The organism is Phreatobacter sp., from assembly GCF_051860605.1.
In the GTDB taxonomy this organism is placed as follows: Bacteria; Pseudomonadota; Alphaproteobacteria; order Rhizobiales; family Phreatobacteraceae; genus Phreatobacter.
In genome coordinates this window covers 34,527-59,535 of sequence record NZ_JBHYDR010000014.1, presented here as the reverse complement: position 1 = coordinate 59,535, position 25,009 = coordinate 34,527, and the positions used below count along the sequence as shown (strand labels likewise).

General features: G+C 67.7%; 24 protein-coding genes, 1 pseudogene and 1 riboswitch. Of the genes and pseudogenes, 14 read left to right on the top strand and 11 right to left on the bottom strand.

The window, feature by feature from the left end:
• Positions 1-5 precede the first annotated feature (5 nt).
• The 5 genes from ACTIFS_RS20220 (at position 6) to ACTIFS_RS20200 (ending at position 6,616) form a co-directional block, all read left to right on the top strand.
• Positions 6-1,280, top strand: a complete 1,275-nt coding sequence (locus ACTIFS_RS20220; RefSeq protein ID WP_439575930.1) for a TRAP transporter large permease — start codon at positions 6-8, stop codon at positions 1,278-1,280.
• 278 nt (positions 1,281-1,558) lie between these two features.
• Positions 1,559-2,965, top strand: a complete 1,407-nt coding sequence (locus ACTIFS_RS20215; RefSeq protein ID WP_439575929.1) for an enolase — start codon at positions 1,559-1,561, stop codon at positions 2,963-2,965.
• The gene (locus tag ACTIFS_RS20210; RefSeq protein WP_439575928.1) at positions 2,962-4,110 is read left to right on the top strand and encodes a Gfo/Idh/MocA family protein; all 1,149 of its coding nucleotides are present in this window, start codon (positions 2,962-2,964) and stop codon (positions 4,108-4,110) included. Before ACTIFS_RS20215 ends, ACTIFS_RS20210 begins: the two co-directional genes overlap by 4 nt.
• Positions 4,111-4,309: 199 nt before the next feature.
• Positions 4,310-5,494 (top strand): dihydrodipicolinate synthase family protein, encoded by a 1,185-nt coding sequence (locus ACTIFS_RS20205; RefSeq protein ID WP_439575927.1) that lies wholly within the window; start codon positions 4,310-4,312, stop codon positions 5,492-5,494.
• 255 nt (positions 5,495-5,749) lie between these two features.
• The gene (locus ACTIFS_RS20200) at positions 5,750-6,616 is read left to right on the top strand and encodes a sugar phosphate isomerase/epimerase family protein (protein ID WP_439575926.1); all 867 of its coding nucleotides are present in this window, start codon (positions 5,750-5,752) and stop codon (positions 6,614-6,616) included.
• Positions 6,617-7,044: 428 nt separating this feature from the next.
• Here ACTIFS_RS20200 and ACTIFS_RS20195 read toward each other — a convergent pair whose 3' ends face one another.
• The 5 genes from ACTIFS_RS20195 to ACTIFS_RS20175 all read right to left on the bottom strand — a co-directional run bounded on the left by ACTIFS_RS20195 (position 7,045) and on the right by ACTIFS_RS20175 (position 11,142).
• The gene (locus tag ACTIFS_RS20195; protein ID WP_439575925.1) at positions 7,045-7,701 is read right to left on the bottom strand and encodes a TetR/AcrR family transcriptional regulator; all 657 of its coding nucleotides are present in this window, start codon (positions 7,699-7,701) and stop codon (positions 7,045-7,047) included.
• A gap of 58 nt (positions 7,702-7,759) precedes the next feature.
• Positions 7,760-8,593, bottom strand: a complete 834-nt coding sequence (locus ACTIFS_RS20190; RefSeq protein WP_439575924.1) for a sugar phosphate isomerase/epimerase family protein — start codon at positions 8,591-8,593, stop codon at positions 7,760-7,762.
• 70 nt (positions 8,594-8,663) lie between these two features.
• Positions 8,664-9,641, bottom strand: a complete 978-nt coding sequence (locus ACTIFS_RS20185; RefSeq protein WP_439575923.1) for a Bug family tripartite tricarboxylate transporter substrate binding protein — start codon at positions 9,639-9,641, stop codon at positions 8,664-8,666.
• A gap of 203 nt (positions 9,642-9,844) precedes the next feature.
• Positions 9,845-10,336 (bottom strand): PaaI family thioesterase, encoded by a 492-nt coding sequence (locus ACTIFS_RS20180; RefSeq protein WP_439575922.1) that lies wholly within the window; start codon positions 10,334-10,336, stop codon positions 9,845-9,847.
• Positions 10,337-10,419: 83 nt separating this feature from the next.
• Positions 10,420-11,142 (bottom strand): transaldolase, encoded by a 723-nt coding sequence (locus tag ACTIFS_RS20175; RefSeq protein WP_439575921.1) that lies wholly within the window; start codon positions 11,140-11,142, stop codon positions 10,420-10,422.
• 235 nt (positions 11,143-11,377) lie between these two features.
• Between ACTIFS_RS20175 and ACTIFS_RS20170 the strand changes: the two genes are divergently transcribed.
• Complete coding sequence (locus ACTIFS_RS20170; protein WP_439575920.1) at positions 11,378-11,731, top strand: hypothetical protein; 354 nt, start codon at positions 11,378-11,380, stop codon at positions 11,729-11,731.
• Positions 11,732-11,907: 176 nt separating this feature from the next.
• On the top strand, positions 11,908-12,894 hold the full coding sequence (locus ACTIFS_RS20165; RefSeq protein WP_439575919.1) for a Gfo/Idh/MocA family oxidoreductase: 987 nt from the start codon (positions 11,908-11,910) through the stop codon (positions 12,892-12,894).
• A 32-nt stretch (positions 12,895-12,926) separates the two neighbouring features.
• On the opposite strand, the gene ACTIFS_RS20160 is transcribed toward ACTIFS_RS20165, so the two are convergent.
• A complete protein-coding gene (locus ACTIFS_RS20160; protein ID WP_439575918.1) occupies positions 12,927-13,217 on the bottom strand; it encodes a hypothetical protein in 291 nt (96 codons plus the stop codon).
• A gap of 283 nt (positions 13,218-13,500) precedes the next feature.
• On the opposite strand from ACTIFS_RS20160, the gene ACTIFS_RS20155 reads away from it, so the two are divergent.
• From ACTIFS_RS20155 to ACTIFS_RS20145, 3 genes are all read left to right on the top strand, one after another.
• The gene (locus ACTIFS_RS20155; protein WP_439575917.1) at positions 13,501-15,816 is read left to right on the top strand and encodes a xanthine dehydrogenase family protein molybdopterin-binding subunit; all 2,316 of its coding nucleotides are present in this window, start codon (positions 13,501-13,503) and stop codon (positions 15,814-15,816) included.
• Positions 15,817-15,971: 155 nt separating this feature from the next.
• Positions 15,972-16,412 (top strand): c-type cytochrome, encoded by a 441-nt coding sequence (locus ACTIFS_RS20150; RefSeq protein ID WP_439575945.1) that lies wholly within the window; start codon positions 15,972-15,974, stop codon positions 16,410-16,412.
• A gap of 73 nt (positions 16,413-16,485) precedes the next feature.
• Positions 16,486-17,406 (top strand): c-type cytochrome, encoded by a 921-nt coding sequence (locus ACTIFS_RS20145; RefSeq protein ID WP_439575916.1) that lies wholly within the window; start codon positions 16,486-16,488, stop codon positions 17,404-17,406.
• Positions 17,407-17,572: 166 nt separating this feature from the next.
• Here the strand turns inward: ACTIFS_RS20145 and ACTIFS_RS20140 are convergent, their stop codons facing one another.
• Entirely contained in the window at positions 17,573-17,929 is a 357-nt protein-coding gene (locus tag ACTIFS_RS20140; RefSeq protein ID WP_439575915.1) for a DoxX family protein, read from the bottom strand.
• Positions 17,930-18,089: 160 nt separating this feature from the next.
• The gene (locus ACTIFS_RS20135) at positions 18,090-18,326 is read right to left on the bottom strand and encodes an Lrp/AsnC ligand binding domain-containing protein (RefSeq protein ID WP_439575914.1); all 237 of its coding nucleotides are present in this window, start codon (positions 18,324-18,326) and stop codon (positions 18,090-18,092) included.
• A 151-nt stretch (positions 18,327-18,477) separates the two neighbouring features.
• Positions 18,478-18,579, top strand: a riboswitch (TPP riboswitch).
• 20 nt (positions 18,580-18,599) lie between these two features.
• Here ACTIFS_RS20135 and ACTIFS_RS20130 point away from each other — a divergent pair.
• From ACTIFS_RS20130 to ACTIFS_RS20115, 4 genes are all read left to right on the top strand, one after another.
• Positions 18,600-19,373, top strand: coding sequence for a hydroxyethylthiazole kinase (locus tag ACTIFS_RS20130; protein WP_439575913.1), 774 nt, complete (start codon positions 18,600-18,602; stop codon positions 19,371-19,373).
• Positions 19,370-20,167, top strand: coding sequence for a bifunctional hydroxymethylpyrimidine kinase/phosphomethylpyrimidine kinase (gene thiD / locus ACTIFS_RS20125; protein ID WP_439575912.1), 798 nt, complete (start codon positions 19,370-19,372; stop codon positions 20,165-20,167). The genes ACTIFS_RS20130 and thiD overlap by 4 nt, the downstream gene beginning before the upstream one ends.
• Before the next feature lie 4 nt (positions 20,168-20,171).
• Positions 20,172-21,260, top strand: a complete 1,089-nt coding sequence (locus tag ACTIFS_RS20120; RefSeq protein WP_439575911.1) for a TRAP transporter substrate-binding protein — start codon at positions 20,172-20,174, stop codon at positions 21,258-21,260.
• A gap of 94 nt (positions 21,261-21,354) precedes the next feature.
• Entirely contained in the window at positions 21,355-21,969 is a 615-nt protein-coding gene (locus ACTIFS_RS20115) for a helix-turn-helix domain-containing protein (protein ID WP_439575910.1), read from the top strand.
• Between the two features lie 23 nt (positions 21,970-21,992).
• On the opposite strand, the gene ACTIFS_RS20110 is transcribed toward ACTIFS_RS20115, so the two are convergent.
• The 3 genes and pseudogenes from ACTIFS_RS20110 to ACTIFS_RS20100 all read right to left on the bottom strand — a co-directional run bounded on the left by ACTIFS_RS20110 (position 21,993) and on the right by ACTIFS_RS20100 (position 24,897).
• Positions 21,993-22,193 carry a hypothetical protein gene (locus ACTIFS_RS20110; protein WP_439575909.1) on the bottom strand — a complete coding sequence of 67 codons (201 nt, stop codon included), beginning with the start codon at positions 22,191-22,193 and terminating at the stop codon, positions 21,993-21,995.
• A 243-nt stretch (positions 22,194-22,436) separates the two neighbouring features.
• Positions 22,437-23,296, bottom strand: a pseudogene (locus tag ACTIFS_RS20105) (S8 family peptidase).
• A 641-nt stretch (positions 23,297-23,937) separates the two neighbouring features.
• Positions 23,938-24,897 (bottom strand): DMT family transporter, encoded by a 960-nt coding sequence (locus ACTIFS_RS20100; RefSeq protein WP_439575908.1) that lies wholly within the window; start codon positions 24,895-24,897, stop codon positions 23,938-23,940.
• Positions 24,898-25,009: the final 112 nt, after the last annotated feature.

Genomic DNA, 25,009 nt, shown 5'->3' with positions numbered 1-25,009 from the left:
TCGTCATGCTCGTCTTCGTTGGCGGTTTCCTTCTCCTGCTGGTCATCGGCGTGCCCGTCTTCGTGGCGCTCGGGGTCGGCTCGCTCGCCTATATCAAGATCCACACGATGATCCCGGATTTCGTCGTGCTGCATCGCATGGCGGGCGGGGTCGATTCCTTCCCACTGCTCGCCGTGCCCTTCTTCATCCTGGCCGGCAACCTGATGAACACGGCCGGCATCACCAACCGCATCTTCGACTTCGCCGTCTCGGCGGTCGGGTGGATGCGCGGCGGCCTTGGCCATGTGAACGTGGTCGGCTCGGTGATCTTCGCCGGCATGTCCGGCACGGCGGTGGCCGATGCCGGCGGTCTCGGTAATATCGAGATCAAGGCGATGCGCGACCACGGCTACACGGACGAGTTCGCCATCGGCATCACGGCGGCCTCGTCCACGATCGGGCCGATCATCCCGCCCTCGCTGCCGATGGTCGTGTTCGGCGTGGTCGGCAACGTGTCCATCGGCCAGCTCTTCGCCGGCGGCCTCATTCCCGGCGTGCTGATGGCAACGGTGATGATGTTCTACGTCACCTGGTACGCGCGCCGTCACAATCTCGGCCGCGACCAGATGTTCCGCCTGACGTTGCTGTTGACCAGCTTCATCCGGGCGATCCCGGCGCTGTTCACACCGATCCTGATCATCGGCGGCATGTCGCTTGGCGTCTTCACCCCGACGGAGGCGGCGATCGCGGCCTGCGCCTGGGCGCTGCTGCTGGGCGTGCTGGTCTATCGGTCGCTGACCTGGAAGCAGTTCTACCGCATCACGCTCGACACGATCGAAATGACGGCCGCGGTGCTGGTCATCGTCGGGGCCGCCTCGCTGTTCGGCTGGGTTCTGACGACGACGCGGGTCACCGAGGCGATCGCCACCGGGCTTCTGTCGATCACCGACAACCCGCTGCTGATCATGCTGATCATCAACGTGCTGCTGCTGGTCGTCGGCTGCTTCATGGAGACCATCGCCGCCATCTCCATCCTGGTGCCGATCCTCATGCCGATCATCACCAAGGTGGGCATCGACCCGGTGCAGTTCGGCGTGGTCATGGTGCTCAACCTGATGATCGGGCTGCTGACCCCGCCGGTCGGCATGGTGCTGTTCGTGCTCTCGCGGGTGGCAAGGGTCAGCCTCGACCGGACCATCGTCGGCGTCATGCCGTTCCTGGCGCCGCTGTTCATCGTGCTGATCATGATCTCGATCTTTCCCTGGTTCACCACGGCCCTGCCGACGCTCTGGTATCGCTGACGGGGAACACCAACATTCGACAGCCCGGAGGGGACGGGCTGGGGGCCGGAGGGGCCCGTCGCCACTGGCGGCGGGCCCCTTTGCCATGTGCGGGGCCGCCATGCCGGCGCGTGCCGCGCGCTGCCTTGACAAGGACGCGCCGTGCTTTGTAAGTAACTGGTGAGTGAATTATCGGCTCCGTTCAGAAGGGCCGTTCAGGGACGGTCGCAGGGAGTGGACGGCATGGCACAGGCAGGGCCCGCCCGCATGGGCGCATCCGGTCCCATCGGGAGCGCGCGATGACCGCACCGCGCATCCGGATCCGCGATGTCGAGGTGTTCGGCCGGCCGACACCGTTCCGCCTGCCGTTCCGCTTCGGCCCGGTCACGGTGGACGGTGCCGTGCAGAGTTTCGTGCGCCTGACCGTGGAGGTGGAGGGTGTCGGCCAGGCGCGGGGTGCCAGCGCCGAGCTCATGCCGCCGAAATGGTTCGACAAGCGTCCCGGCCGCACGCCGCAGGAAACGGCGGCGGACCTTGCCGCCAGCCTCGTCCATGCCGCAGCGCTGGCCAATGCCGGGGCCGGCCCGGACACCGCCTTCGGGCATCACGCCCGGCACCATGGCGAGCAGCTCGCCTGGGCGCGCGAACAGGACGTGACCCCGCTTTCCGCCGGCTTCGGCGTGGCGCAGATCGACAAGGCCGTGCTCGATGGCCTGTCCAGAGTGCTCGGCCTCAGCTTCGTCGACGTGCTGAAGGCCAATGCCGTCGGTCTCGATGCGCGGCTGACCGCCGATCTCGACCAGCCGGCCATCGATGCGCAACTGGCGCGGCTGAAGCCCGCCTCGACGATTGCCATCCGCCACACGGTGGGCATGACCGACCGGATCGAGGGCAGCGACAGTCTCCGTGCCGAGATCGATGCGGCGGACCTGCGGTGGTTCAAGGTCAAGCTCTCCGGCGATCCGGCCGCGGACCTGATCCGGCTGGACTCCATCGCGCGCCTGCTGGACGGCCGCGGCATCGACTACCGGCTGACCCTTGATGCCAACGAGCAATACCGGCCCGAGGCGCTGGCGAGCCTGTTTGCCCTTGTCGCGGCCGATGCCGGGCTTGCGGCGCTGGTCGCGCGGCTTTTGTTTGTCGAACAGCCCTTCGACCGCGCCGCCACGTTCGAGCAGGCGCTCGATCCGGCGCTGGCGGCCCGCGGCGTGGTGATCGACGAGGCCGACGATGCCTATGACGCCTTCCCGCGCGCGAAGGCGCTCGGCTACCGGGGCGTCTCCTCCAAATGCTGCAAGGGCTTCTATCGCGCGCTGCTGAATGCCGCCCGCGCCGCGGCGTGGAACGCGGAGGCGGGGGAGGACGGCCGCTATTTCGTCACCGCCGAGGACCTGACCTGCCAGGCAGGCCTTGCCGTCCAGCAGGACACGGCCTTCGTCGCAGCACTCGGCCTCGACCATGTGGAACGCAACGGCCACCATTATGTCGATGGCTTCGGCCTTGCCCCGGTGTCGGAGGCGATTGCGTTCCGCGATGCGCATCCCGGCCTCTATGGGCGGACGGGCGGGCGCATCCGCCTGGCGACAGCCACCGGTTCCCTCGACATTTCAAGCCTTTACGCGCCGGGCTTTGCCTCCGGTGCCGAACCCGACTGGGCCTCGCTCCAGCCGCTCACCCATCCGACCCGTGAAGGACTGACCGCATGACCAAGACACTCGGCCTCGTGATGAACGGCGTGACCGGCCGCATGGGCACCAACCAGCATCTCGTGCGTTCGGTGGCGGCCATCCGCGCGCAGGGCGGCGTGAAGCTCTCCGACGGCACGCGCGTCCAGCTCGACCCGATCCTGATCGGCCGCAACGCCGACAAGGTAGCCCAGCTCGCGAAAGCCAATGGTGTCGAGCGCTGGGGCACCGACCTCGATGCCGCCATTGCCGATCCGGGGAACCAGATCTTCTTCGATGCGGCCACCACGCAGATGCGCCCGACGCTGCTGGAAAAGGCGATCCACGCCGGCAAGCACATCTATTGCGAGAAGCCGATCGCCACCAACCTGCCCGAGGCGATGCGGATCGTGAGGCTTGCCCGCGAGAAGGGCGTCAAGAACGGCACGGTGCAGGACAAGCTGTTCCTGCCCGGCCTGATGAAGCTGAAGGCGCTGCGCGACAGCGGCTTCTTCGGACGCATGGTCTCGGTGCGCGGCGAGTTCGGCTACTGGGTGTTCGAGGGCGACTGGCAGGAGGCGCAGCGGCCGTCCTGGAACTATCGCAACGAGGATGGCGGCGGCATGATCCTCGACATGGTCTGCCACTGGCGCTACGTGCTCGACAACCTGTTCGGCGCGGTGAAGGCGGTGTCCTGCCTCGGAGCCACGCATATTCCCGAGCGCTGGGACGAGAACGGCAAGGCCTATCCGGCCACCGCCGACGATGCGGCCTATGCGACGTTCGAGCTGGAGGGCGGGGTCATCGCCCACATGAACATGAGCTGGGTGACGCGCGTCTATCGCGACGACCTCGTCACGTTCCAGGTGGACGGCACGCTCGGTTCGGCAGTCGCCGGCCTGCATGACTGCATGATCCAGCCGCGCAACGCGACGCCCCGCCCGGTCTGGAACCCCGACCAGAAGCAGACCATCGACTTCCGCTCGACCTGGCAGAAAATGCCGGACAACCAGACCTACGAGAACGGCTTCAAGGCGCAGTGGGAGATGTTCATCCGTCACGTCGTGGAGGATGCGCCCTACCGCTATTCGCTGATCGAGGGGGCCAAGGGCGTGCAGCTGGTCGAATGCGCACTGCAGAGCTGGAAGGAGCGCCGCTGGGTCGACGTTCCCGCGCTGACGGTGTGACATCGATGGAGCGCAGGCTCCGTCAGAACCTCAACCGTCACCCCCGGCGAGCCCGAAGGGCGAGGGAAGGGGGCCCAGGAACGGGTGCCGCAGCCCATGGATCCCCTTCCCCTCGGCTTCGCCTCGGCCGGGGATGACGGACTGAGTGACGGGTCCGGCGACGGGCTTTCCGATACCAACGCTAAGAAGGAGCAGCACCATGCTCGACAAGCCGAAAACCGCCGTCACCGTGCGGCTGCCGACCGCCGACAGGCGGATCGAGACCTATGGCCTGTCCGTGCCGCGGAACTTCCCCGACCGGATCACGCGGCCGCTGAACCGCATTGCGCTGGCGGCCACCCACATGGTCGCCGACCCGCTGGCCGACACCGATCCCTGGCTCAAAAATGCCATCGACTGGGACCGGACCATGGCCTATCGCGACTATCTCTGGGGTCTCGGCCTCGGGGTGGCGGAGGCGATGGACACGGCCCAGCGCGGCATGGGGCTCGACTGGGCCGGCGCGCTCGACCTGATCGGCCGCTCGGTGCGGCAGGCCAGGGCCACCCCCGGAGCGGTGGTGTTCTCCGGCGCGGGGACCGACCATCTCGACCCCGCCGATGCGACATCCATCGACGATGTCATCGGCGCCTACGAAACGCAGTTCGAGGCGATCGAGGCGCTCGGCGGCCGCATCATCCTGATGGCCTCGCGGGCCCTTGCCCGGGTCGCCAGGAACCCGGAGGACTATGCGCGGGTCTATGACCGCATCCTGTCGCAGGCCGCCCAGCCCGTGATCATCCACTGGCTCGGCGACATGTTCGACCCCGCGCTCGCCGGCTACTGGGGCACCTGGGACCTCGATGCCGCCATGGACACGGCGGTCGATGTCATCAACCGCAATGCCGCCAAGGTCGACGGCGTCAAGATCTCGCTCCTCGACAAGGACAAGGAGATCGCCATGCGACGGCGCCTGAAGCCGGGCGTGAAGATGTATACGGGCGACGATTTCAACTATGCGGAGCTGATCGCGGGCGACGACAAGGGTTATTCGCACGCCCTTCTGGGCATTTTCGATGCCATCGCGCCCGCTGCGGCGGGGGCGCTCTCGGCGCTGGCGGATGACGACATCGCCACCTTCCACGACATCTTCGCGCCGACCGTGCCGCTGTCGCGGCACATCTTCAAGGCGCCGACCCGGTTCTACAAGACCGGCGTGGTCTTCGTCGCTTATCTCAACGGCCATCAGGACCATTTCACCATGGTCGGCGGGCAGGAGAGCACGCGCTCGACCCTGCATCTTGCCGAACTGTTCCGGCTGGCCGACCAGGCCGGCATCCTGCGCGATCCCGAGCGGGCCGCGGCGCGGATGGCGGCGGTGATGGCGACGCGAGGGGTGGCGTGATCAGGTCGTGACCTGCAGCAGCCAGGTGCGTCCTTCGAGGCTCGCTGCCGCTCGCACCTCAGGATGAGGAGGGATGTGGTTTGCATCAGTCCTGGATGAGACCTGACCGCCTCACCGCATACGGACCCTTGGTGCAGTCTGCCCACCTTCCTCATCCTGAGGTGCGAGCGTCAGCGAGCCTCGAAGGACGCTTTCGCCTGAAGCAGGGCAGCCGGCGCCCTTGCCCTGACCGGACATGACAAGGCCCTGACGACCATGCGTGATTTCTCCACCGACCATTCCCTGCTCTCGATCAACACCGCCACCGTGCGAAAGCAGGGTGACCTCGTCCAGATCATCGAGGCCTGCGCCCGCCACGGCATCCGGGCCATCTCGCCCTGGCGCGACCAGGTGGCAGCCGTCGGCCTTGAGGCGGCGGTCAAGGCGGTGAAGACCCACGGCCTCCGGCTCTCCGGCTATTGCCGCGGCGGCATGTTTCCGGCCGATGCGTCGAAACGGCAGGAGGCGCGCGACGACAACCGTCGCGCGGTGGACGAGGCAACGGCGCTCGGCGCCGTGTGCCTCGTGCTGGTGGTCGGCGGGTTGCCGCAGCACTCGCGGCCGGGTTCGGCGGTGTCGCATGATCTTGCCGGTGCGCGGGCGCAGGTCGAGGACGGCATTGCCGAGCTTCTCGACTATGCGCTGCAGGTGCGGATGCCTCTCGCCATCGAGCCGCTGCATCCGATGTATGCGGCCGACAGGGCCTGCGTGAACACGCTGGAACAGGCGCTCGACATCTGCGACCGGCTGGACCCCGGCCGGACCGGCGCGCTGGGGGTCGCGTGCGACGTCTATCACGTCTGGTGGGATCCGAACCTTTTCCGCGACATCGCGCGGGCCGGGCGCGAGCAACTGCTCGCCTATCACGTCTGCGACTGGCTGGTGCCGACCCGCGACCTGCTCACCGACCGCGGCATGATGGGCGACGGGGTGATCGAACTGAAGAAGATCAGGGCCGCCGTGGAGGCAGCGGGCTTTGACGGCTTCAGCGAGGTCGAGATCTTTTCAGAACTCGACTGGTGGCAGCGCCCGATGGACGAGGTGCTGAGGGTCTGCATCGAAAGGCACCGAAGCGTGGTGTGATTATCAGCGCGAGACAAATAAAATGTCTAGATGACCGGAAATCTGATCCGAAAGTCGTCAATGGCCTCTTCGAAGCGCCCAAATCCCTCCGCCCTCATTTGTGCGGCGAAGCCGATGCTTCGCTCGGTGCCAATCACAGCGGACCAAAAGTATTGGATCATGCCTCTCGCGTCCCGCTGTTCGAGCCGCGTTATTGTAAGGCGGACGCCTTGCTTCAGCCCCTTCGATGCAGTCGGGGAACTTAGAACGGGATCAAATACATTATCGTGCAGGAAATCCATGATCTCACGTTCCCGCGCACCTAGTAGTCTGGCCACTCGTCCCTCCCGGAATCCGGAAGCTGGTGATTGCATACCTATCATAGATCGCCAGCAGGCCGCCTATGGTGTCTAAAGCCGGCCAAACATCAATCGGATATGTTCGGCGCCTCAGGCCTTCACCCCCCTCAGCACGAACTCCACCACATGGGTGCGGCGCTCGGCGATCTGGTCGGGCTGTTCCATGTCGGCGTCGAAGATCACCGACAGGGTGTAGACGTTGGAGAAGAAGAAATAGCAGATGCCGATGATGGTGATCCACAGCTGCCGGGCATCGAGCCCCGGCCGGATCGTGCCGTCGGCCTCGCCCTTTTCCAGAATGCGCCCGATGGCGGCGATCACCGGCGAATTCATCGTGTTCACCTTGGCCGATTTCTTCAGCACCTTGGCGCGCTGGCGGTTCTCGGTGGCGAGCAGGTTGATGAAGGTGCGGTCGCGCACGAAGCTGTCGAAGGTGAACTCGGTGAAGCGCGCCAGTGCCCGCAGCGGCTCCAGCTGGTCGAGCTCGATCTTCTGCTCGGCCGAGCGGGCCCGCTCATAGGCCGATTCCAGCACGGCCAGGTAGAGCTGCTCCTTGGACGAAAAATAGTGGTAGATCATGCGCTTGTTGATGCGCGCGCGATCCGCGATGTCGTCGGTCTTCGCCCCCTCGTAGCCCTTGTTGGAGAACTCGCGGGTGGCGACATTGAGGATGCGCGCGCGGGTGCCGGCGCTGTCGCGCCGACGGATCGGCTTCGCCGCCGCGTCCGCTTCCTTCACCTCGTCCATCCGTGCTCCCCGTGCCGATTCGGGCCCGGCCTGACAGTCGCACGGGCGGGCCGGGCCGTCATGAACCCCGTGCCTCCATCAGGCCGCGCACATAGCCGGCGGCGCGGGCGGCGCAGGCCGGGCCGTCCGGCTCGTAGATGAACGGCTCGATGGCGATGTCGCCGGCATAGCCGGATTCCGCCAGCGCCCCGAGCACGGGCGCGAAACGGTCCCGGCCCTCGCCGGGGCCGCGCCGGTTGGCATCGTTGAACTGGACATGGGCGATGTGCCCGGTCGGCATCCAGCGGCGGATGAGGTCGGCCACCGGCTCCGCCTCATGGGCGGAGGCCGCCGAGGTGTCGATCATCGTGCGGAAGGCGGGATGGGCGACCGAGTCCACCAGCTGCGCCGCCTCGGCAAGCGTCGTGACGAAGTGGTTGTCGGGCGGGGCCAGCGCCTCGATGCAATAGGTGATGCCGCGTGCCCCGGCCTCGGGGGCGAGGGCGGAGAACAGGTCGCGGGCATGGGCGAAGGCATCCTGCTCGCTCTGGCCCCCGGCGACCTGCCTCTGGGCCGGCGAGCCATGGACCATGACCCGGCCGCCAAGGCCCGCACAGAGGTCGAGCAGGCCGAGCAGGATGTCGCGGGTGCGCGACCGGATCGCGGCGTCGGGGGCGGTGATTGACAGGCCCTGCGGCGTGACCAGCAGCCAGTGCAGGCCGGTGACGGCAAGCCCGTTGTCCTCGACGATGTGGCGCAAGCCCGCCGTCTCGGCTGCTGACAGCCGATGGGGTTCGGCCGATAGCGTGAAGGGGGCGATCTCCAGCCCGTCATAGCCGACCGCGCGGGCGAAGGCGCACTGGGCAGGGAAGGAGAGGTCGCGCAGGACCTCGTTGCACAGGGCAAGGCGCATGGGCCACCGATGGGCTTTCGACCCGCGCGAAGGCGTGCCGGGGCGGGCATTCCGCCCCGGCACGTCCGGATTACTGGATGCGGACGTTGGCGGCGCGGATCACGTCGCCCCACTTCTGCACGTCGGCGGCGTGGAGGGCACGCAGGGCATCCGGCGAGCGCTGGGCCTCGGGCGGGGCCTCGGCGCCAAGCTGCAGGAAGCGCGCACGGGCGGCCGGATCGTCGATCGCCTTGCGGAGCGCGGCGTTGAGCGCGGCGACGATCGGGGCCGGCGTGCCCTTCGGCGCGAAGACGGCGTTCCAGACCACCATCTCGGCGCCCTGCATGCCGGCCTCCTGGGCCGTCGGCACGTTCGGCAGCACCGGCGAGCGGGTCGGCGCCAGCACCGCGAGCGGGGTCACGGCGCCGCCCTGAACCTGGCCCATCAGGCTCGTCACCTGGTCGCAGATATAGCCGACATTGCCGGCCACGAGGTCCTGGATGGCAGGTCCCGTCCCACGATAAGGCACCATGGTGGGCGAGGCGCCGATCCGGTTGTTGAGCAGCAGGCAGGCCAGGTGCGAGGTGGAGCCGACGCCGGCATTGCCGTTGTTGACGGTGGTGGCATTGGCCTTCAGATGGGCGGAAAACTCGGCCAGCGTGGTCACCGGGATGCGCTTCGATGCCACCACGATGATCGGTGCGGAGGCCGCGACGCCGATGGGCTCGAAATCGGTCAGCGGGTTGAAGGCAAGGTTCGGATAGAGCGCCGGCGAGAAGCTCATGGTGCTCATCGGGCCCATCAGGATGGTGTGGCCGTCCGGCTCAGCGCGCGCGACGCGACCGGCACCGGTCGTGCCGGCGGCACCGGCGACATTCTCGACCACCACCTGCTGGCCAAGGCTGGTCGACATGCGCTCGGCGACCAGGCGCGCGACGATATCGGTCGGTCCGCCCGGTGCGAACGGCACGACCATGGTGATCGGCCGGCTGGGAAAGGTCTGTGCCGCCGCGGGGGCGGCGGCGAAGGCGGCGAGAATGCCGGCAAGGGCCAGCCTGGCAATGGTCATCGAATCCTCCCGGTGTCGTGCGGCGCCTGCAGGCACCATCGTTCAGGGTCCGCCCCGCGACCGGCAGGTCCGGGCGGTGCGGACATGGCGGGAGGATAGAGCCCGACAGCCCACGGCGTCAATCAAGTAAGTAACTGGTGAGGTGGTTACTGTGACGGTGCGATGGCCTGCGGGACCTCCGGCCGGGTGGCTCGTCGTCCGGGTCAGGAGGCCGGCGCGGTTTCCGGCGGGCGCGGCGGGGCGCCGATCTCGCCGGAGAAGATGCGGTAGATGGAGGTGGCGGTGAGGACCGGTTCGCCGGCCGCCGTCACCTCCGCATCGACGAAGGCCATCGAGCCGGTGAGCTTGCGGATCACCACCTTCGCCTCGATCCAGTCGCCGGGCTTGCCGGCGGCCATGAACTGCGAATTGAGCGCGATGGTGGCGCAGCGCCGGCGCGTCACCCTGACCACCTCGCGGCCGAGCACGGTGTCGACGAAGGTGAGGATGGCGCCGCCATGCAGCACGCCGTTGGGATTGCCGTGCCGGTCGTCGGACTGGAAGCCGTAGAGGCCGCCGGCCGCCCTGTAATAGGGGCCGGAGACGGCGATGTAGCCCTCGTTCGGCCGCAGCAGGGCAAAACCCTCCGGCGGCTGGAAGGCCTCGCCGGCCGGTCCGGTGTCGCCGGCGGTGGATGCGGTGCTGGATGCGGTCATGATGGTCGTCCCGTGGCCGCGCCAGTCTGTGGCCCGGCCGGGGCCGGCTCAAGACCCGCCATTCGGCGGTCGGATGTGCGGGGTCAGGCGTCCAGCGTCAGCCCGGCGGCCTTCGCATCGGCGACGAAGCCCTTGACCGTGTCGAGCGAGATGTCCTCGGGCGCGCGGCCGAGACCCTCCAGCTTCTTCAGGATGTCGGCCGGCGCGGTGATGATGTGGCAGCCGATCCGGTCGGCCTCGATGACGTTCCACACCTCGCGGGTGGAGGCCCAGATCACCTCGATCGTCTCGGTGCCGCGGGCAAGGCCGACGGCATAGGTCATGACCGGGATATAGTCGTGCCCGGCATCGCCGAGCCGGCCGGCGAACACCGAAATGATGGAAGGCGCCCCGCCGCGCAGCGCGTCGACGGAGGCCTTGACCTGCGCCTCGGTGTAGAGGGCGGTGAAATTGATCTTCACGCCCTCGCGGGAGAGCGTGTGGATGAGATCGTAGAGCGGTACGCCCTGCGAGTTGGTCACCGGCAGCTTGACATAGACGTTCTTCCCCCAGGTGGCGATGACGCGCGCCTGCGCCTCCATCTCCCTGAGGTCGTCGGAGAACACCTCGAACGAGATGTGATGATCCGGAACCGCCGCTACGAGGTCCTTCGCATAGGCCGCGTAGTCGGAGACGCCGGCGCGCTTCAGCAGCGAGGGGTTGGTGGTGAAGCCCTGAATCCACGGCTTCTTCGCCATCTCGACGATGGAGGCTTTCTCCGCCCCGTCGGTGTAGAGCTTGACCTTCAGATCGGCCAGGACCGGCATGCTTGTTCCTCCCGGATGTTCCGGCGGTTGTTTAGGGGAGGGGGAGGCGGGTGTCCAACGCGGCATCGCCTGCCCAAGGCTCGGAATGTGAATTGGGCATGAACGGGGCGATCCTGCGGCCCCGTTTGCCAATCGCGATTTCCGTGATGCCGGTCACATCGGCCAGGGCCGGGTGCGGGCAATGTCTCCCCATCAGGAAGCGAGGTGCTTCCGACCAACCCCGAGGAGACCTGCCATGACCAGCCTCACCACCAAAGTGCTTGCCGTCGCCGCCCTTGCGCTCGCCGGCTCCGTGTCCTTCGCCTCCACCGATGCCGAAGCCCGCGGGTTCCGCGGCGGCGGCTTCCATGGCGGCGGCTTTCACGGCGGAGCGTTCCGCCATGGCGGCTTCCGCCACGGCTTCCGCCCGAACATCCGTCCGCTCTGGGCGCGTCCCGGCGGCTGGCATGGCCACCGTCCGATGGGCTGGCACCGCCGCCACGTGCATATCGGCGTGATCGGCGTCGGCGCGGTCCTGCCGGCCTGCACCGTCATCCGCCGCTTCGATCCGGTCTATGGCGTGATCCGCCGCGTGACGGTCTGCAACTGATCCAAGCGATGTCGAAACCAGCGAGGGGCGGTCCTGCCGGGCCGCCCCTCGTCATGTCCGTTCATCCATCGTGATCGGCGTCGAATTGCCCTGGGGGCGCTGCGGGTCGTATACCTCCGCGCCTGAGGCGCGTGCCGCTCCGGCGCGAATCGCCTCCGCCATCGAGACCGATCATCATGTCCCTCATCCAGCCCGCGGCCTCTCCCCTTCGCGTCGGCGTCGTCGGCCTCGGCGTGATGGGCAAGAACCATGCGAGGGTTCTGGCGGAACTGCCCGGCGTCGTGCTGGCCGGCGTCGCCGATCCCGATCTCGCGCAGGTGGAGTTCGTGACCTCGCGCCTCGGCTGCCCCGGCTACCAGAGCCTCGAGGCGATGATGGCGGCCGGGCTCGATGCGGTGACGATCGCCGCGCCCACCCAGCTGCATACGCCGCTGGCGCTGGCCGCCATCGCGCAGGGCCAGCATGTGCTGGTGGAAAAGCCCATCGCCCAGTCGGTGGAGGAGGGGCGGCGCATCATCGATGCCGCCGGCCGCGCCGGGCGCGTGCTGATGGTCGGTCATGTCGAGCGGTTCAACCCGGCGGTCCAGTCGATCAAGCAGGCGCTGGAGGGCGAGGAGATCCTGTCGATCCAGATCACCCGCGTCGGCCCGTTTCCGCCGCGCATGTCCGATATTGGCGTGGTGATCGACCTGGCCGTGCATGACATCGACCTGATCCGCTGGTTCACCGGGTCCGAGATCGAGGACATCCAGCCGCAGACCAATTCGATCCACGCCGCCCGCGAGGACATCGCGCTGCTGCAGTTCCGCACCCGTTCCGGCGTGCTCGCCCACATCAACACCAACTGGCTGACGCCATTCAAGGCGCGGACGGTGCAGGTGGCCACCCGCGGCAAATATGTCGTTGCGGACCTGATCACGCGGCAAGTGACGGAATATTTCGACTACAAGCCCGATGGCAGCTATTCGATGCGCCATCTGTCGGTCGGCTATCAGGAGCCGCTGCGTGCCGAGCTGATCGCGTTCGTGGATGCCGTGCGCACCGGACGGGCGCCGCAGGTGGGCGGGGCAGATGGCCTTGCCAGCCTCGACATCGCCATGCGCTGCCTTGCCGGTCGCCCGACCGAGGTGCATGCGCTGAGAGTGGCGGCTGCGCGCGGCTGAGGCGGCCTTCCGGGCATTCTTTCTGCCGGCCGCTATTTCTGCCGGTCGCGCCAGATCTGCCAGAGGCCGGCGGCGAAGGCGAGCATGCCGGCATACCAGAAGGCCGGGATGTAGCGCGGCAGTGGCCCCCGGATCTGCTGCTGGAAGAACAGGCATTCGGTCGTCGGCCAGGCGATGCAGGCCAGCTTGAGGCCGATCAGGCCGAAGGCGCCGCCATATTGCGCATAATAGAAGAACCACCAGACCAGCGAGATGAACCACAGGCCGAGGCCGAGAAGGATCGTCGGCGGGGTGGATGGCGGTGTCGGCTTGTCCTGCTCCATGGGCATCGGCCTCCTGCATGCGGGGCTGCGGACTATCGACGTCCGGCGCATGTCAGGCAAACCCGGCCGTCACGGGACAGGTTCCGCCCGGGTCTGGACCCCGGAGAAGCCGAATCCGGCGGCAGGCGTTGAGGGCCTCTGCCGCCAAGGGCGCCAAACCCCATGATGGGGTCTCCGTCTGCCGTGAGGCCCCGGAGCACCGGCATGGTGGCCTTGCGGTTCGGCTGGCTTGCCCCGACCGGGCCGGCGCTCCATTCTAGAGCCCTTCTCAGGAGCACCCGACATGACGCCGATGAAGTTCGGAATGGGCCAGGCCTTGACCCGCATCGAGGACGCGCCGCTGCTGAAGGGCGAGGGCCGGTTCGTGGCCGATCTCGTGCCTTCCGGCGCGCTGGTGGGCTATGTGCTGCGCTCGCCCTTTGCCTTCGCCGATTTCGTCATCAGGGAGGTCTCGGCCGCCCGCGCCATGAAGGGCGTGAAGGCGGTGTTCACCGCAGCCGACCTTGAGGGCATCGGCAATCTGCCCTGCCTCAGCCAGGTCCCGACCAAGGGCGGCAAGACGATCCTCAACCCGCCGTGGGAGGTGCTCTGCTCGAAGACGGTGCGCCATGTCGGCGACGGCATCGCCTTCGTGGTGGCCGACACGATCGAGCGCGCGCGCGACGCGGCCGAGGCGATCGAGGTCGACTACACCTCGCGCGCGCCGATCATCGACGCGGTGGATGCGCTGAAGCCCGGCGCCGCCGAGGTCTGGGCCGAGGTGCCGGGCAACCTCGCCGGCGAGGTGGAACTCGGCGACGAGGCCGCCACCGAGAAGGCCTTCGCCAAGGCCCATCGCACGGTCGCCGTCACCATCGTCAACAACCGGCTGGTCACCAACTACATGGAGACCCGCGGATGCCTCGCCGAATATGATGCGAAGGAGAAGAGCTACACGCTCACCCTCGGCAGCCAGGGCTCGCACGGCATCCAGAACACGCTGGCGACCAAGATCCTCAACGTGCCGAAGGAGAAGATCCGCGTCATCACCCCCGATGTCGGCGGCGGCTTCGGCACCAAGACCTTCATGTTCCGCGAATATCCGCTGTGCCTCGTGGCGGCCCGCAAGCTGAAGAAGCCGGTGGCCTGGGTGCAGGACCGCTCCGACCATTTCGTCAATTGCAGCCAGGGGCGCGACAATGTCTCGACCGCGACCGCCGCGCTCGACCGGCGCGGCAAGGTGCTGGCGGTGAAGGTCGAGACGGTGGCCGACATGGGCGCCTATCTGTCCCAGTACGCGACCTTCATCCCCTATGTCGGCGCGCTCATGCTGGCCGGCGTCTATGCCTTCCCGGCCATGTATGTGCACCTGAAATATGCCTACACCAACACCGTTCCGGTGGACGCCTATCGCGGCGCCGGCCGGCCGGAGGCGGCCTATCTGATCGAGCGCCTGATGGACCGCATTGCCATCGAGACCGGCTCGACGCCGGCCGAGGTGCGCCGGCGCAACTTCATCCAGCCGGACCAGTTCCCGTGGAAGACGCCGGTCGGGCGCACCTATGATTCGGGCGAGTTCGATGGCCATATGACCCGCGCAATGGAGGTGGCCGGCTGGGACACGTTCAAGGACCGGCTCAAGGCGGCGAAGAAGGCCGGCAGGATCCGCGGCATCGGCATGGCTACCTATATCGAGGCCTGCGGCGGCGGCGCGCCCGAGAATGCCTGGATGAGTCTCGAGAAGGACGGGACCGTCACCATCAAGATCGGCACCCAGTCGAACGGGCAGGGCCACAAGACCGCCTATGCCCAGCTCGCCTCCCAGCATCTCGACATTCCGGTCGAGAAGATCAACGTCATCCAGGGTGACACCGCCCTGATCCCGACCGGCACCGGCACCGGCGGCTCGCGCTCGCTGCCCGTTGGCGGGGCGGCGGTGGATGTCGGCGCGCGGGCGCTGGCCGACATCATCCGGGACATGGCGGCCTCCGAGATGGAGGTCGGCGTCGGCGACGTGGAGATCCGCGACGGCACGGTGCGCGTGGTCGGCACCGACAAGGCGATTTCCTACGAGAAGATCGCCTCGCTCCCCGGCGCCGAGGACAAGCTGAAGAGCCACGGCACCTGGCGTCCGCCGGAGCCGACCTTCCCGAATGGCACGCATATCTGCGAGGTGGAGATCGATCCCGAAACGGGCGCAACCGAGATCGTCGCCTATACGGTGGTCGACGATTTCGGCGTGACCATCAACCCGATCATGCTGGCGGGCCAGGTCCATGGCGGGATCGTGCAGGGCATCGGCCAGGCGCTGCTGGAGCGCACGGTCTATGACAAGGAGAGCGGCCAGCTGATCACCGCCTCGTTCATGGACTACGCCATGCCGCGGGCCGACCACATCCCGAACTTCCACTTCGAGACGCGCAACGTGCCCTGCGTGACCAATCTGCTGGGCATCAAGGGCGCGGGGGAGGCCGGCACGATCGGCGCCTGTCCCTCGGTGATGAACGCGATGGTGGATGCGCTCTGGCGCGCCTACGGCATCCGCGAGATCGACATGCCGGCGACGCCGGCGCTCGTCTGGCAGACGATCCAGGAGGCGAAGAAGGCAAAGGCTGCGTGAGCGGCGCGTGCGCCGCTGCAATTGGCCGATTGCCTTTCTGCAAGCCGGGCTGGCGATAACGCATCCGTGACTGTGAAAAGTCGCCGAGGTCAGTGTGGAATGATTCCAGCCGGTCTTCCGGCTTTCATTCCAGACGGGAAACCAGGGTGTCACTCATGAAGCGCATCGCCATCGCCGCCGCCATTCTCGCGCTCGGCATTGCCGCCGTTACCGCGCAGGGGGGCGACCCCATTGCCCAGCGCAAGGAGGCCATGAAGGCTGTCGGCCAGCAGACCGGCCTTGGTGCGCGCATGGCGCGCGGGCAGGCGCCGTTCGATCTGGCGCAGGCCCAGCGGATCTTCGCAACCTATGCGGAGGCGGCCGGCCGCTATGGCAGCCTGTTCCCGGACAACAGCCAGACGGGCGGCGAGACGGCGGCGCTGCCGGCGATCTGGGCGAACAAGGCAGACTTCGAGGCCCGGATTGCCAAATGGGGGCAGGACGCGCGGACGGAGGGCGCCAAGGTGACCGACCTGGACACGTTCCGCGCTGCCTTCGGCGCCGTCACCCGCAATTGCGGCTCCTGCCACGAGACCTATCGCCGGCCCCAGAGCTGATCTGCGACCGCGAACGTGAGGCGCGGGCCCTGGCCCGCGCTTCCCATCATTCCAGCACGACAGGGGGCGGGCCATGATGCGGCGGCTCATCACGGTGTCCATCGTTCTCGCCCTGGTGGGTGGTGCGGCCTTCTGGTGGCTGACGCGACCTGACCGGATCGACGCCGCCGCGCTCGGCAGCCATACGCCGAATGCCGAGAACGGGCGGATCGTCTTCTTCGCGTCGGGCTGCGCATCCTGCCATGTCACCGAGGGGCTGACGGACCGCACCCGTCTCGGCGGCGGGCATGGGCTGCGCTCGCCCTTCGGCACCTTCTATGCGCCGAACATCTCGCCGCATGCCGAGCGGGGCATCGGGCGCTGGACGGAAGCCGACTTCGTCACAGCCATGGTCAAGGGGACGTCGCCCGCCGGCGACCATTACTACCCGGCCTTTCCCTACACCTCGTACCAGCGGATGACCGTGCCCGACATCCGCGACCTGTTCGCCTATCTGAAGACGCTGCCGGCCGACGAGACGGCCAACCGGCCGCATGATGTCGGATTTCCCTTCAATGTCCGGCGCGGGCTCGGCCTGTGGAAGCTCGCCTTCCTCGACGGCCAGCCGTTCCGGCCGGACCCTGCGCGCAGCGCCGAATGGAACCGCGGCGCCTATCTGGTCGAGGGGCCAGGGCACTGCGCCGAGTGTCATTCGACACGCGACTGGACCGGCGCCATCGCCGCCGACCGGCGCTATGCCGGCGGGCCCAATCCGGATGGCCGGGGCTGGGTGCCGAACATCACCCCGCACCGCGACGGGCTCGCCGAGTGGGAGGCCGGCGACATCGCCGCCTTCCTCTCGGACGGCCTGACCCCGACGGGCGATTCCACCGGCGGCACGATGGCGGCGGTCATCCGCAACACGTCCCAACTGCCTGACGCCGACCGAGCCGCCATGGCGGCCTATCTGAAGAGCCTGCCGCAGCGGGCCGGCCGGCGTCCGCCGCGGTCATGAACCGGCCGCAACGGGCGCCGGCAGGGTCACGCAGGCGTGAGTTCAGGACACGCGAACGTGTCCTGAAAAGCCCGACAGGCCAGGTGGTTGCCTGTAGGGAACCGGTTCCGGCGCGGCGCGAACCGCCGGAGCGATTCGCGTTGCTCCGGCCGGAACGCGGCCGGCGTCAGGGATTGGACGAACGCTGCGCGTCGACGCTCCACGGGCCGGGGCCTGCGAAGACCAGGTAGAGCGACACGAAGCAGAACATGATGGCGAGATCGCCGCGATTGAGCATGGGGAAGAAGTTCCCGCCGGCATGGCCGATGAAATAGGCGGCCGCCATGGTGCCGGCCAGCAGGAAGGCCGCCGGGCGCGTCAGAAATCCGATCAGAATCAGCGCTCCCGTCACCAGTTCGATGGCGCCCGCGATCCAGGACAGGGACAGGAAGGGCGGGTTCATGGTGCCGGGGAAGCCGAAGAGCTTGGTCAGCGGGTATTGCAACAGGACGAGGGCGAACATGATCCGCAGGATGGAAAGCATCCTCGGCGACCATGCGTTCAAAGTGGGGGTCAGGCTGTCCATGCGAAGGTCCGTCTCGCTGTTCATTTGTCGGGGGAGCGGCCGCCTGTTCAGGCCGGCCACCCCGACCTAGCGGGACGGGGACAGGGCGCGCAAGCGGGGGCGCGGCGGCCCCGGCGGCTCAGAACGCCTTGAAGGTGATGATCGTGTGGGTGTCCTGGATGCCCGGGATCGTCTGCACCTTCTCGTTGACGAAATGGCCGATATCGGTGCCCTGCTCGACATAGAACTTGACCAGCAGGTCGAAATTGCCGGCGGTCGAATAGATTTCCGAGGCGATCTCGCGGTCGGCGAGCGCGGCGGCCACGTGATAGGCCTTGCCGAGCTGGCACTTGATCTGGACGAAGAACGGGATCATGGCGGGCCTCGCAACTGCGCTGGCTCCTTCCTGCCATCAAAGGCGCTTTTCGTCATCCCCAAAGGGTCCGATCGCTGCACGGGAGCCATGACCCGGTCCCTGAGCCGGCCCGGCGGCCTTGCGCAGCGGCCCGCGCTGGCCTAGGTCTTCTCCCATCTCGTCGGGGTGCCCATTGCGGGCTGAGAGGCTTTGAGCCAACCCGTCGCACCTGATCCGGGTCATGCCGGCGGAGGAAACCGAGATGAGCGCTCCGGCGCCTGACAGGGGCATGTGATGCCCGCCAAACTCGCCCGCATCGCCGCCGACCGGCTTGGCCTTATCCGCGCTCGCCGTCCGCGCATCCATGTGGTCACCAATACGGTGGCGCAGACCTTCACCGCCAATGCCCTGCTGGCCATCGGCGCGGTGCCGTCGATGACCACCGCAGCCGACGAGATCGGCGCCTTCGTCGCCGGCGCCGACGGGCTGCTGGTCAATCTCGGCACGCTGGAGGCCGACCGGCGCGGGGCGATCCGCATCGCCATCGCAGCGGCAGAGGACAAGGGCATTCCCTGGCTGCTCGACCCGGTCTTCATCGATCGCTCGCCGGCGCGCGCCGCCTTCGCGCGCGAGCTTGCGGGCCTTGGCCCAGCCGCCATCCGCGGCAATGCCGCCGAGATCGCGGCTCTGGCCGAAGGCGAGGCCATCGACGCGCTGGCCCGCCGGCTCGGCGCGGTGGTGGCGCAGACGGGCGAGAGCGATCACGTCACCGACGGCACGCGCGGGCTGTCGGTGGCCAACGGCCATCCCCTGATGGCGAAAGTCACCGCCATGGGCTGCGCGGGCGCGGCCATCACCACGGCGTTCCTGACCTGCGGCGGGGAGGCGGCCGAAAGCGTCGCCGCCGCGCTGCTGGCCCTCGGTATCGCCGGAGAGGCGGCAGCAGAGGAGGCGCGCGGGCCGGGCACCTTCGCCGCCGCCTATCTCGACGCGCTCCACGGTGTCGACGCGCTCGAACTTGCCACGCGGGCCCGGCTCGGCCCCGACTTGCGGGAGAAGCGGTCATGACAGCCATTGCCGTCACCATTGCCGGCTCGGATTCGGGAGGAGGGGCCGGCATCCAGGCGGACCTCAAGACCTTTTCCGCGCTCGGCGTCTATGGCGCCAGCGTCATCACCGCGCTGACCGCGCAGAACACGCGCGGCGTTCAGGCGATCCACGACGTGCCGCCGGCCTTCATCGCGGAGCAGATGGATTCGGTCTTTTCCGACCTGAAGGTCGGCGCGGTGAAGATCGGCATGCTGTCGCAGGCCGCCGTCATTGAGGCGGTGGCGCAGGGGCTCGACCGCCACGGCGTCCGCCATGTGGTGCTGGACCCGGTCATGGTGGCGACCTCCGGCGACCGCCTGCTCAATCCCGATGCTGTCTTGGCGCTGCGGCGACTGCTCATCCCGCGCGCCAGCATCGTCACGCCGAACCTTCTGGAGGCCGCAGCGCTGCTCGATCAGCCGGTGTCCGGCACGGAGGACGACATGCTCGCCCAGGGCCAGGCGCTGATCGCCCGCGGCGCGAAGGCCGTGCTGGTCAAGGGCGGCCACGGCACGGGCGAGACGAGCACCGACCTTCTGGTGACGCCGGAGGGAAAGGTGCGGCTGGAGGCGCGCCGCATTGCCACGCGCAACACCCATGGCACCGGCTGCACCCTGTCCTCGGCTATCGCGGCGGGCCTCGCCAAGGGCTTCCCGCTCGGGCAGGCGGTGAGCGAGGCCAAGGACTATGTGACGGCGGCCATCGCCGCCTCCGACCGGCTGTCCATCGGCGCCGGCCACGGGCCAACCCATCATTTCCACGCCTTCTGGTGATGCCATGACCGTGCCCGTCCGCTTCCGCCCCCACCGCCGCGCGGCACTGGCAGCCGCTGCCGCCGGCCTCATCGCCAGCCCGTCCGTGGCACGGGCGCAGACGCCGCTGCGCTGGCGCATGGTGACGTCCTGGCCGCGCAACCTTCCCGGCCCCGCCTTCTCGGCCCAGCGCCTCGCCGATCGCATCCGCCTCTTGTCGGGCGGCCGCATCGTGGTGCAGGTCTTCGCCGCCGGCGAGATCGTGCCGGCCTTCTCCGTCCACGATGCGGTGGGCAATGCCACGGTGGAACTGGGCCATACCGCCTCGTTCTTCGCCATCGGGCGCGACCCGGCCTTCGCCTTCTTCACCTCCGTGCCGTTCGGCTTCACGCCGCCGGAGCATGGCTCGTGGATCTATAGCGGCGGGGGCCAGGCGCTGTGGGACGAGACGGCGGCCCGGTTCGGGTTCAAGCCGCTGCTCGGCGGCAATACGGGTGTCTCGATGGGTGGCTGGTTCCGCCGGGAGATCGCCTCCGCCGAGGATGTGAAGGGCCTGACGATCCGCATGGTCGGGCTGGGTGCGGAGCTGTTCCAGCGCATGGGCGCGACGGCGCTCGCCATCCCGCCGGCGGACATCTATCCGGCACTGGAGCGGGGCGCCATCGATGCCGCCGAATTCACCTCGCCGGGCTCCGATATCCAGCTTGGCCTGTGGCGGGCGGCGCCGTTCTATTACGCGCCCGGCTTCAACAAGCCGAACGGATCGAGCGAGCTCATCGTCAACAAGGCGCTGTGGGACGGCCTGCCGGCCGATCTGAAGGGCATCATCGACGCCGCCTCGCAGGCCGAGCAGGTGATCGCGCTGGCCGAGATCGAGAAGCTGAACATGGAGGCGCTGGCCCAGATGGTCGGGGTTCACGGCGTCAAGCTGCGCGGCTTTCCGGCCGGACTGGTCACGCTGGCGCGCCGCCATGCCGCTGACCTGATGCGTGATCTCGGCACGCGCAGCCCCATGGCCGCCAGGGTTCTGGCGAGCTATGGCACCTATCAGGCGCGCCTGTCGCCCTGGACGCGGGTGTCGCTGCACGCGGCGCTGGGTGCCCGGGAGGTGTAGGCAGGCCGCCCGACCTTGCACCGCAGGGGGCCGGTGCCTATGGTCGTTTCGACGAACGATCGTTCGGAACAACGCACGAGACGTCCTGACGCCCATGGCCGACCGCGACCCGAAAAAGCACGAATTCGATGCGGGGGTTCACGCCTTGTCGGGCAATCTCGGCAAGACGGTGCAGCGGCTGCGCAAGGCCTACAACCTGTCGTTGTCGGAGCTTTCCGAACAGTCCGGCGTCGCCAAGTCGATCATCAGCCAGATCGAGCGCAACGAGACCAATCCGACGCTGGCCACCATCTGGCGGCTCTCCCAGGCGCTCGACGTGTCGATCGAACGGGTGCTGGCCACCGGCACCGAGGAGCCCTTCCTCGAAAAGCTGTCGAAGGCCGATACGCCGCTGCTGGTCTCCGACGACGGGCGCTGCCGCCTGTCGATCATCGGCTGGATCAAGACGGTGGAATGGCTGCAATGGTATGATTTCCAGTGCGATCCCGGCGGGGTGCTGGAAAGCGAGGGCCACCAGCGCGGCTCGATCGAGAGCCTGTCCGTGCTGTCGGGCGCGCTGGAGGTCGAGGTCGGCGAGCGCAGCGAGACGGTCAGGTCCGGCGAAAGCGTGCGCTACCGCTGCGACGGCCGGCACGTGATCCGCAATGCCAGCGACGAGACCGCCCACGCGATCATGGTCTGCATCCTGAAGGCGGCGGTGATGGAGTAGGCGCCGGGCCGATGGCCGGACACCTATTCGCGCAGCACCATCTCGACGTCCGGCAGCCGCTCGATCTCGCGCAGCAGATCGGCCGAAGCGCGCACCTCGACCGCTCCGAGCGCGGTTGCTTCGCCGACGTTCAGGTCAGCCGCCCGGCCATGGTGGCGCACCCAGGCGACCAGCTTGTCCTTGTGCCGCTCGGTGAGCTGGCGTCCGGCCTGGACGCGGGACATTCCGGGGGCCTCCGAAGGTGTCCGATCGCGGAAGATGACCGTCGCGTGTTCGGTAGCGGCCATGGAAGGCAACTCCTCTCGGGAATAGCCGGAAGCAGGCTCATTTAGCATGCCCTCCGGTTGCTGTCGCCCCGTTCGGCAGGCTCAGGATTGTCGACGACCGAGCTTGGCACGTCGAGCCTGAACAAGTGGTTTCTCGACATGCTTGTAGGGGATATTTCTGGCGACCATAAGGTGCAATCGTCAGAGGCTCGCCGCAATTGCCGGATCGTAGCGGACCAGCCGGCCTCCATGCCCGTCGACCGGCAGGCCGCTCTGGCTGAGAACGTCGCGCAGTTCGTCGGCTGTCAGGTTCGGCTGGCGCGAAAGATAGAGCGCCGCGATCGCGCCCGCATAGGGCGATGCCATGCTCGAGCCCGAAAGGGTCTCATAGTGGGAGCCACCGTCGCAATCGCGATGGAGGCATGAGCGAACGGCGTGCCCGTAGCCGAAGAAATCCGGCTTTTCGCGTGCCGGAAGGCCTTCGGGTCCCTTCTGGCCGGGCTTGACGAAATTGCTGCCCGAAAAGCCAGCAACCTTGCCGTCGAAGTCAACGGCACCGATCCCGAACACCGATTCGAACAGTGCCGGATAGCCCGCCCGGCCGGCCCCGCCATTGCCGATGGCTGCGAAGATCATGGCCTCGCCGGTGACCGAGGCCTGATTGAGGATGAGGCGCATGCCCTCGATATGTTTCTTGAACCGAGCGTCGACATCCCGACGCAGTTCCTGATGGACAAGTTCCCGGTCGAAGCCGAGCGACAGGTTGATGATCCGCGGCTTGCCGCGCATGTCGTCGCTGTCGAACGTCTGGATCAGCCAGTTGAGACCCCTCAGGACCCTTGCAGCGCTGGTCAGCATCGTCTCGCTCTCGATGACGGACCCGACATGCAGGTTGACATCGGGCGCTATGCCGAATTGCCGGCCACATGCGTGCCGTGACCGCTGACGTCGAAGCCGCGAACGTCCCGGTGCGGCTGTTCGAAACGCAGCGGGAGATAGCGGAAATTGACCGTCCGGCTGTTGAACTCACAATGATCGGCATCGATGCCGGTATCGAGCATGCCGAACGCGATGTTGGCGCCGCGCACGCCATCCCCGTGGGCAGCCGCGATGCCCGAGGCCTCCGGCCAGCGGCCGTCTTGGCGGTGGTCCGACGACAACGTCAGTTCGTCGGGCGGCAGGGTCGGCGGAAGCCCGAGGGCGAAGTCTTCGATGACCTCGATCTCGTCGCCGATGAGCCCGTCGAGGCTGTTGAGCACATCGTTGCGTTGTTCGGACCGGGCGAAGTCCACCGTATAGGCGGCAATCCCATCGAGCCGGCGGAAATAGCCGTGCCTGACGGCCTGCTCGCGCTCCCGGCGGCCATTGATGCGGAAGATGTCGACAAGCTTGCGGTCGCGCAGCCTGGGTTCGGCGACCTGTTGCAGGTGCTCGAACCTGCCGCGGACCTCGTCCCGCACTTCTCCCATCTCGGCTTCCGAGAGGGCGATGCCCGATCCGCTCAGGCCTTCGGCGCGCGGCACAAGGATGACGCGGTTGGCATGGTGATGGCGAATGGTCGTCGAACGCGCCGGCCCGAATGATGATGTCATGTGTCCCCCCGCCGATCGATGGCAGGGAAGCCTAGCGAAAGACCCTCTAAGGTTGCAACAGAATTAAAAAGCAACCTATCGGAGTAGTGCCGTCCCCGTCTTTCAGGCCCTCAACCCTGCGGAGTGGCAACCTTGCGCTGGCGGGCTCGTTCCAGCCCGAGCTTCTGCTCGCGCCAGATGACGAAGATGCCGGAGGCCACGACGATGCCGCCGCCGGTGATCACGAAGATGCTCGGCAGGTCGGCAAAGACCAGGTAGCCCATGATGATCGCCCAGATCATCGAGAAATATTCGAACGGGGCGATCAGCGACGTGTCGGCATGACGGTAGCTGATGGTCAGGAAGATCTGGCCGAGCCCGCCGAACACGCCGACCATGACCAGGATGAAGGCCTGCCAGGGCGTCGGCACCACCCATTGGCCGATGAACGGCACATAGTGCCCGAGCGGCCAGGTGAGGAGGGCCAGAACCGCGCAGAGCGCCATGAAGGTGAAGACGATCGAGGCCGTCGTCTCGGTATTGACCAGTCGCCGCACCTGGATGGTTGCGAAGGCCGCGCAGACGGCGCCGCCGAGCGCGAACATGGCGCCCTGGCGCTGGGCCTCGCTGCGGTTCGACAGGGCGGTGATGTCGAGATGCGGCCAGAGGATGACCAGCACGCCGACAAAGCCGATGGCGACCGCCGTCCAGCGATAGACGCGCACCTGCTCGCCCAGCAGGAAATAGGCGAGCGGCACGACCATCAGCGGCGCGGCATAGCTGATTGCGGTGGAATCGGCGAGCGGCAGCAGGGTCAGGCCGACGAAGCCGGAGAACATGCCGGTGGCGCCGATGACGCCGCGCTTCATGTGGGAGCGGAAGCTCGTGTACTGGAACGCCTCCATGATCTCGCGGCGGAAGGCGAGCATCAGGAACAGCGGGATCAGCGCGAAGAACGACCGGCAGAACACGACCTGGCCGACCGGCACGTCCCGGCCGGCAACGCGCACCAGCGTCGACATGCAGGTGAACGCCATGGTCGAGAGCAGCTTGAGCAGGATTCCCGTGGCGGCGCGGGACAGGACGGGCATCGTGCGGGGAAAAGCCGGGGCGAGGGGAGCGATGTTCCTTCAACCACGGCGCGCGGGATTTGACGAGACCCTGCGATGCAGGCATGCCCTGTCCTGAACGGGCGGCGGGCGC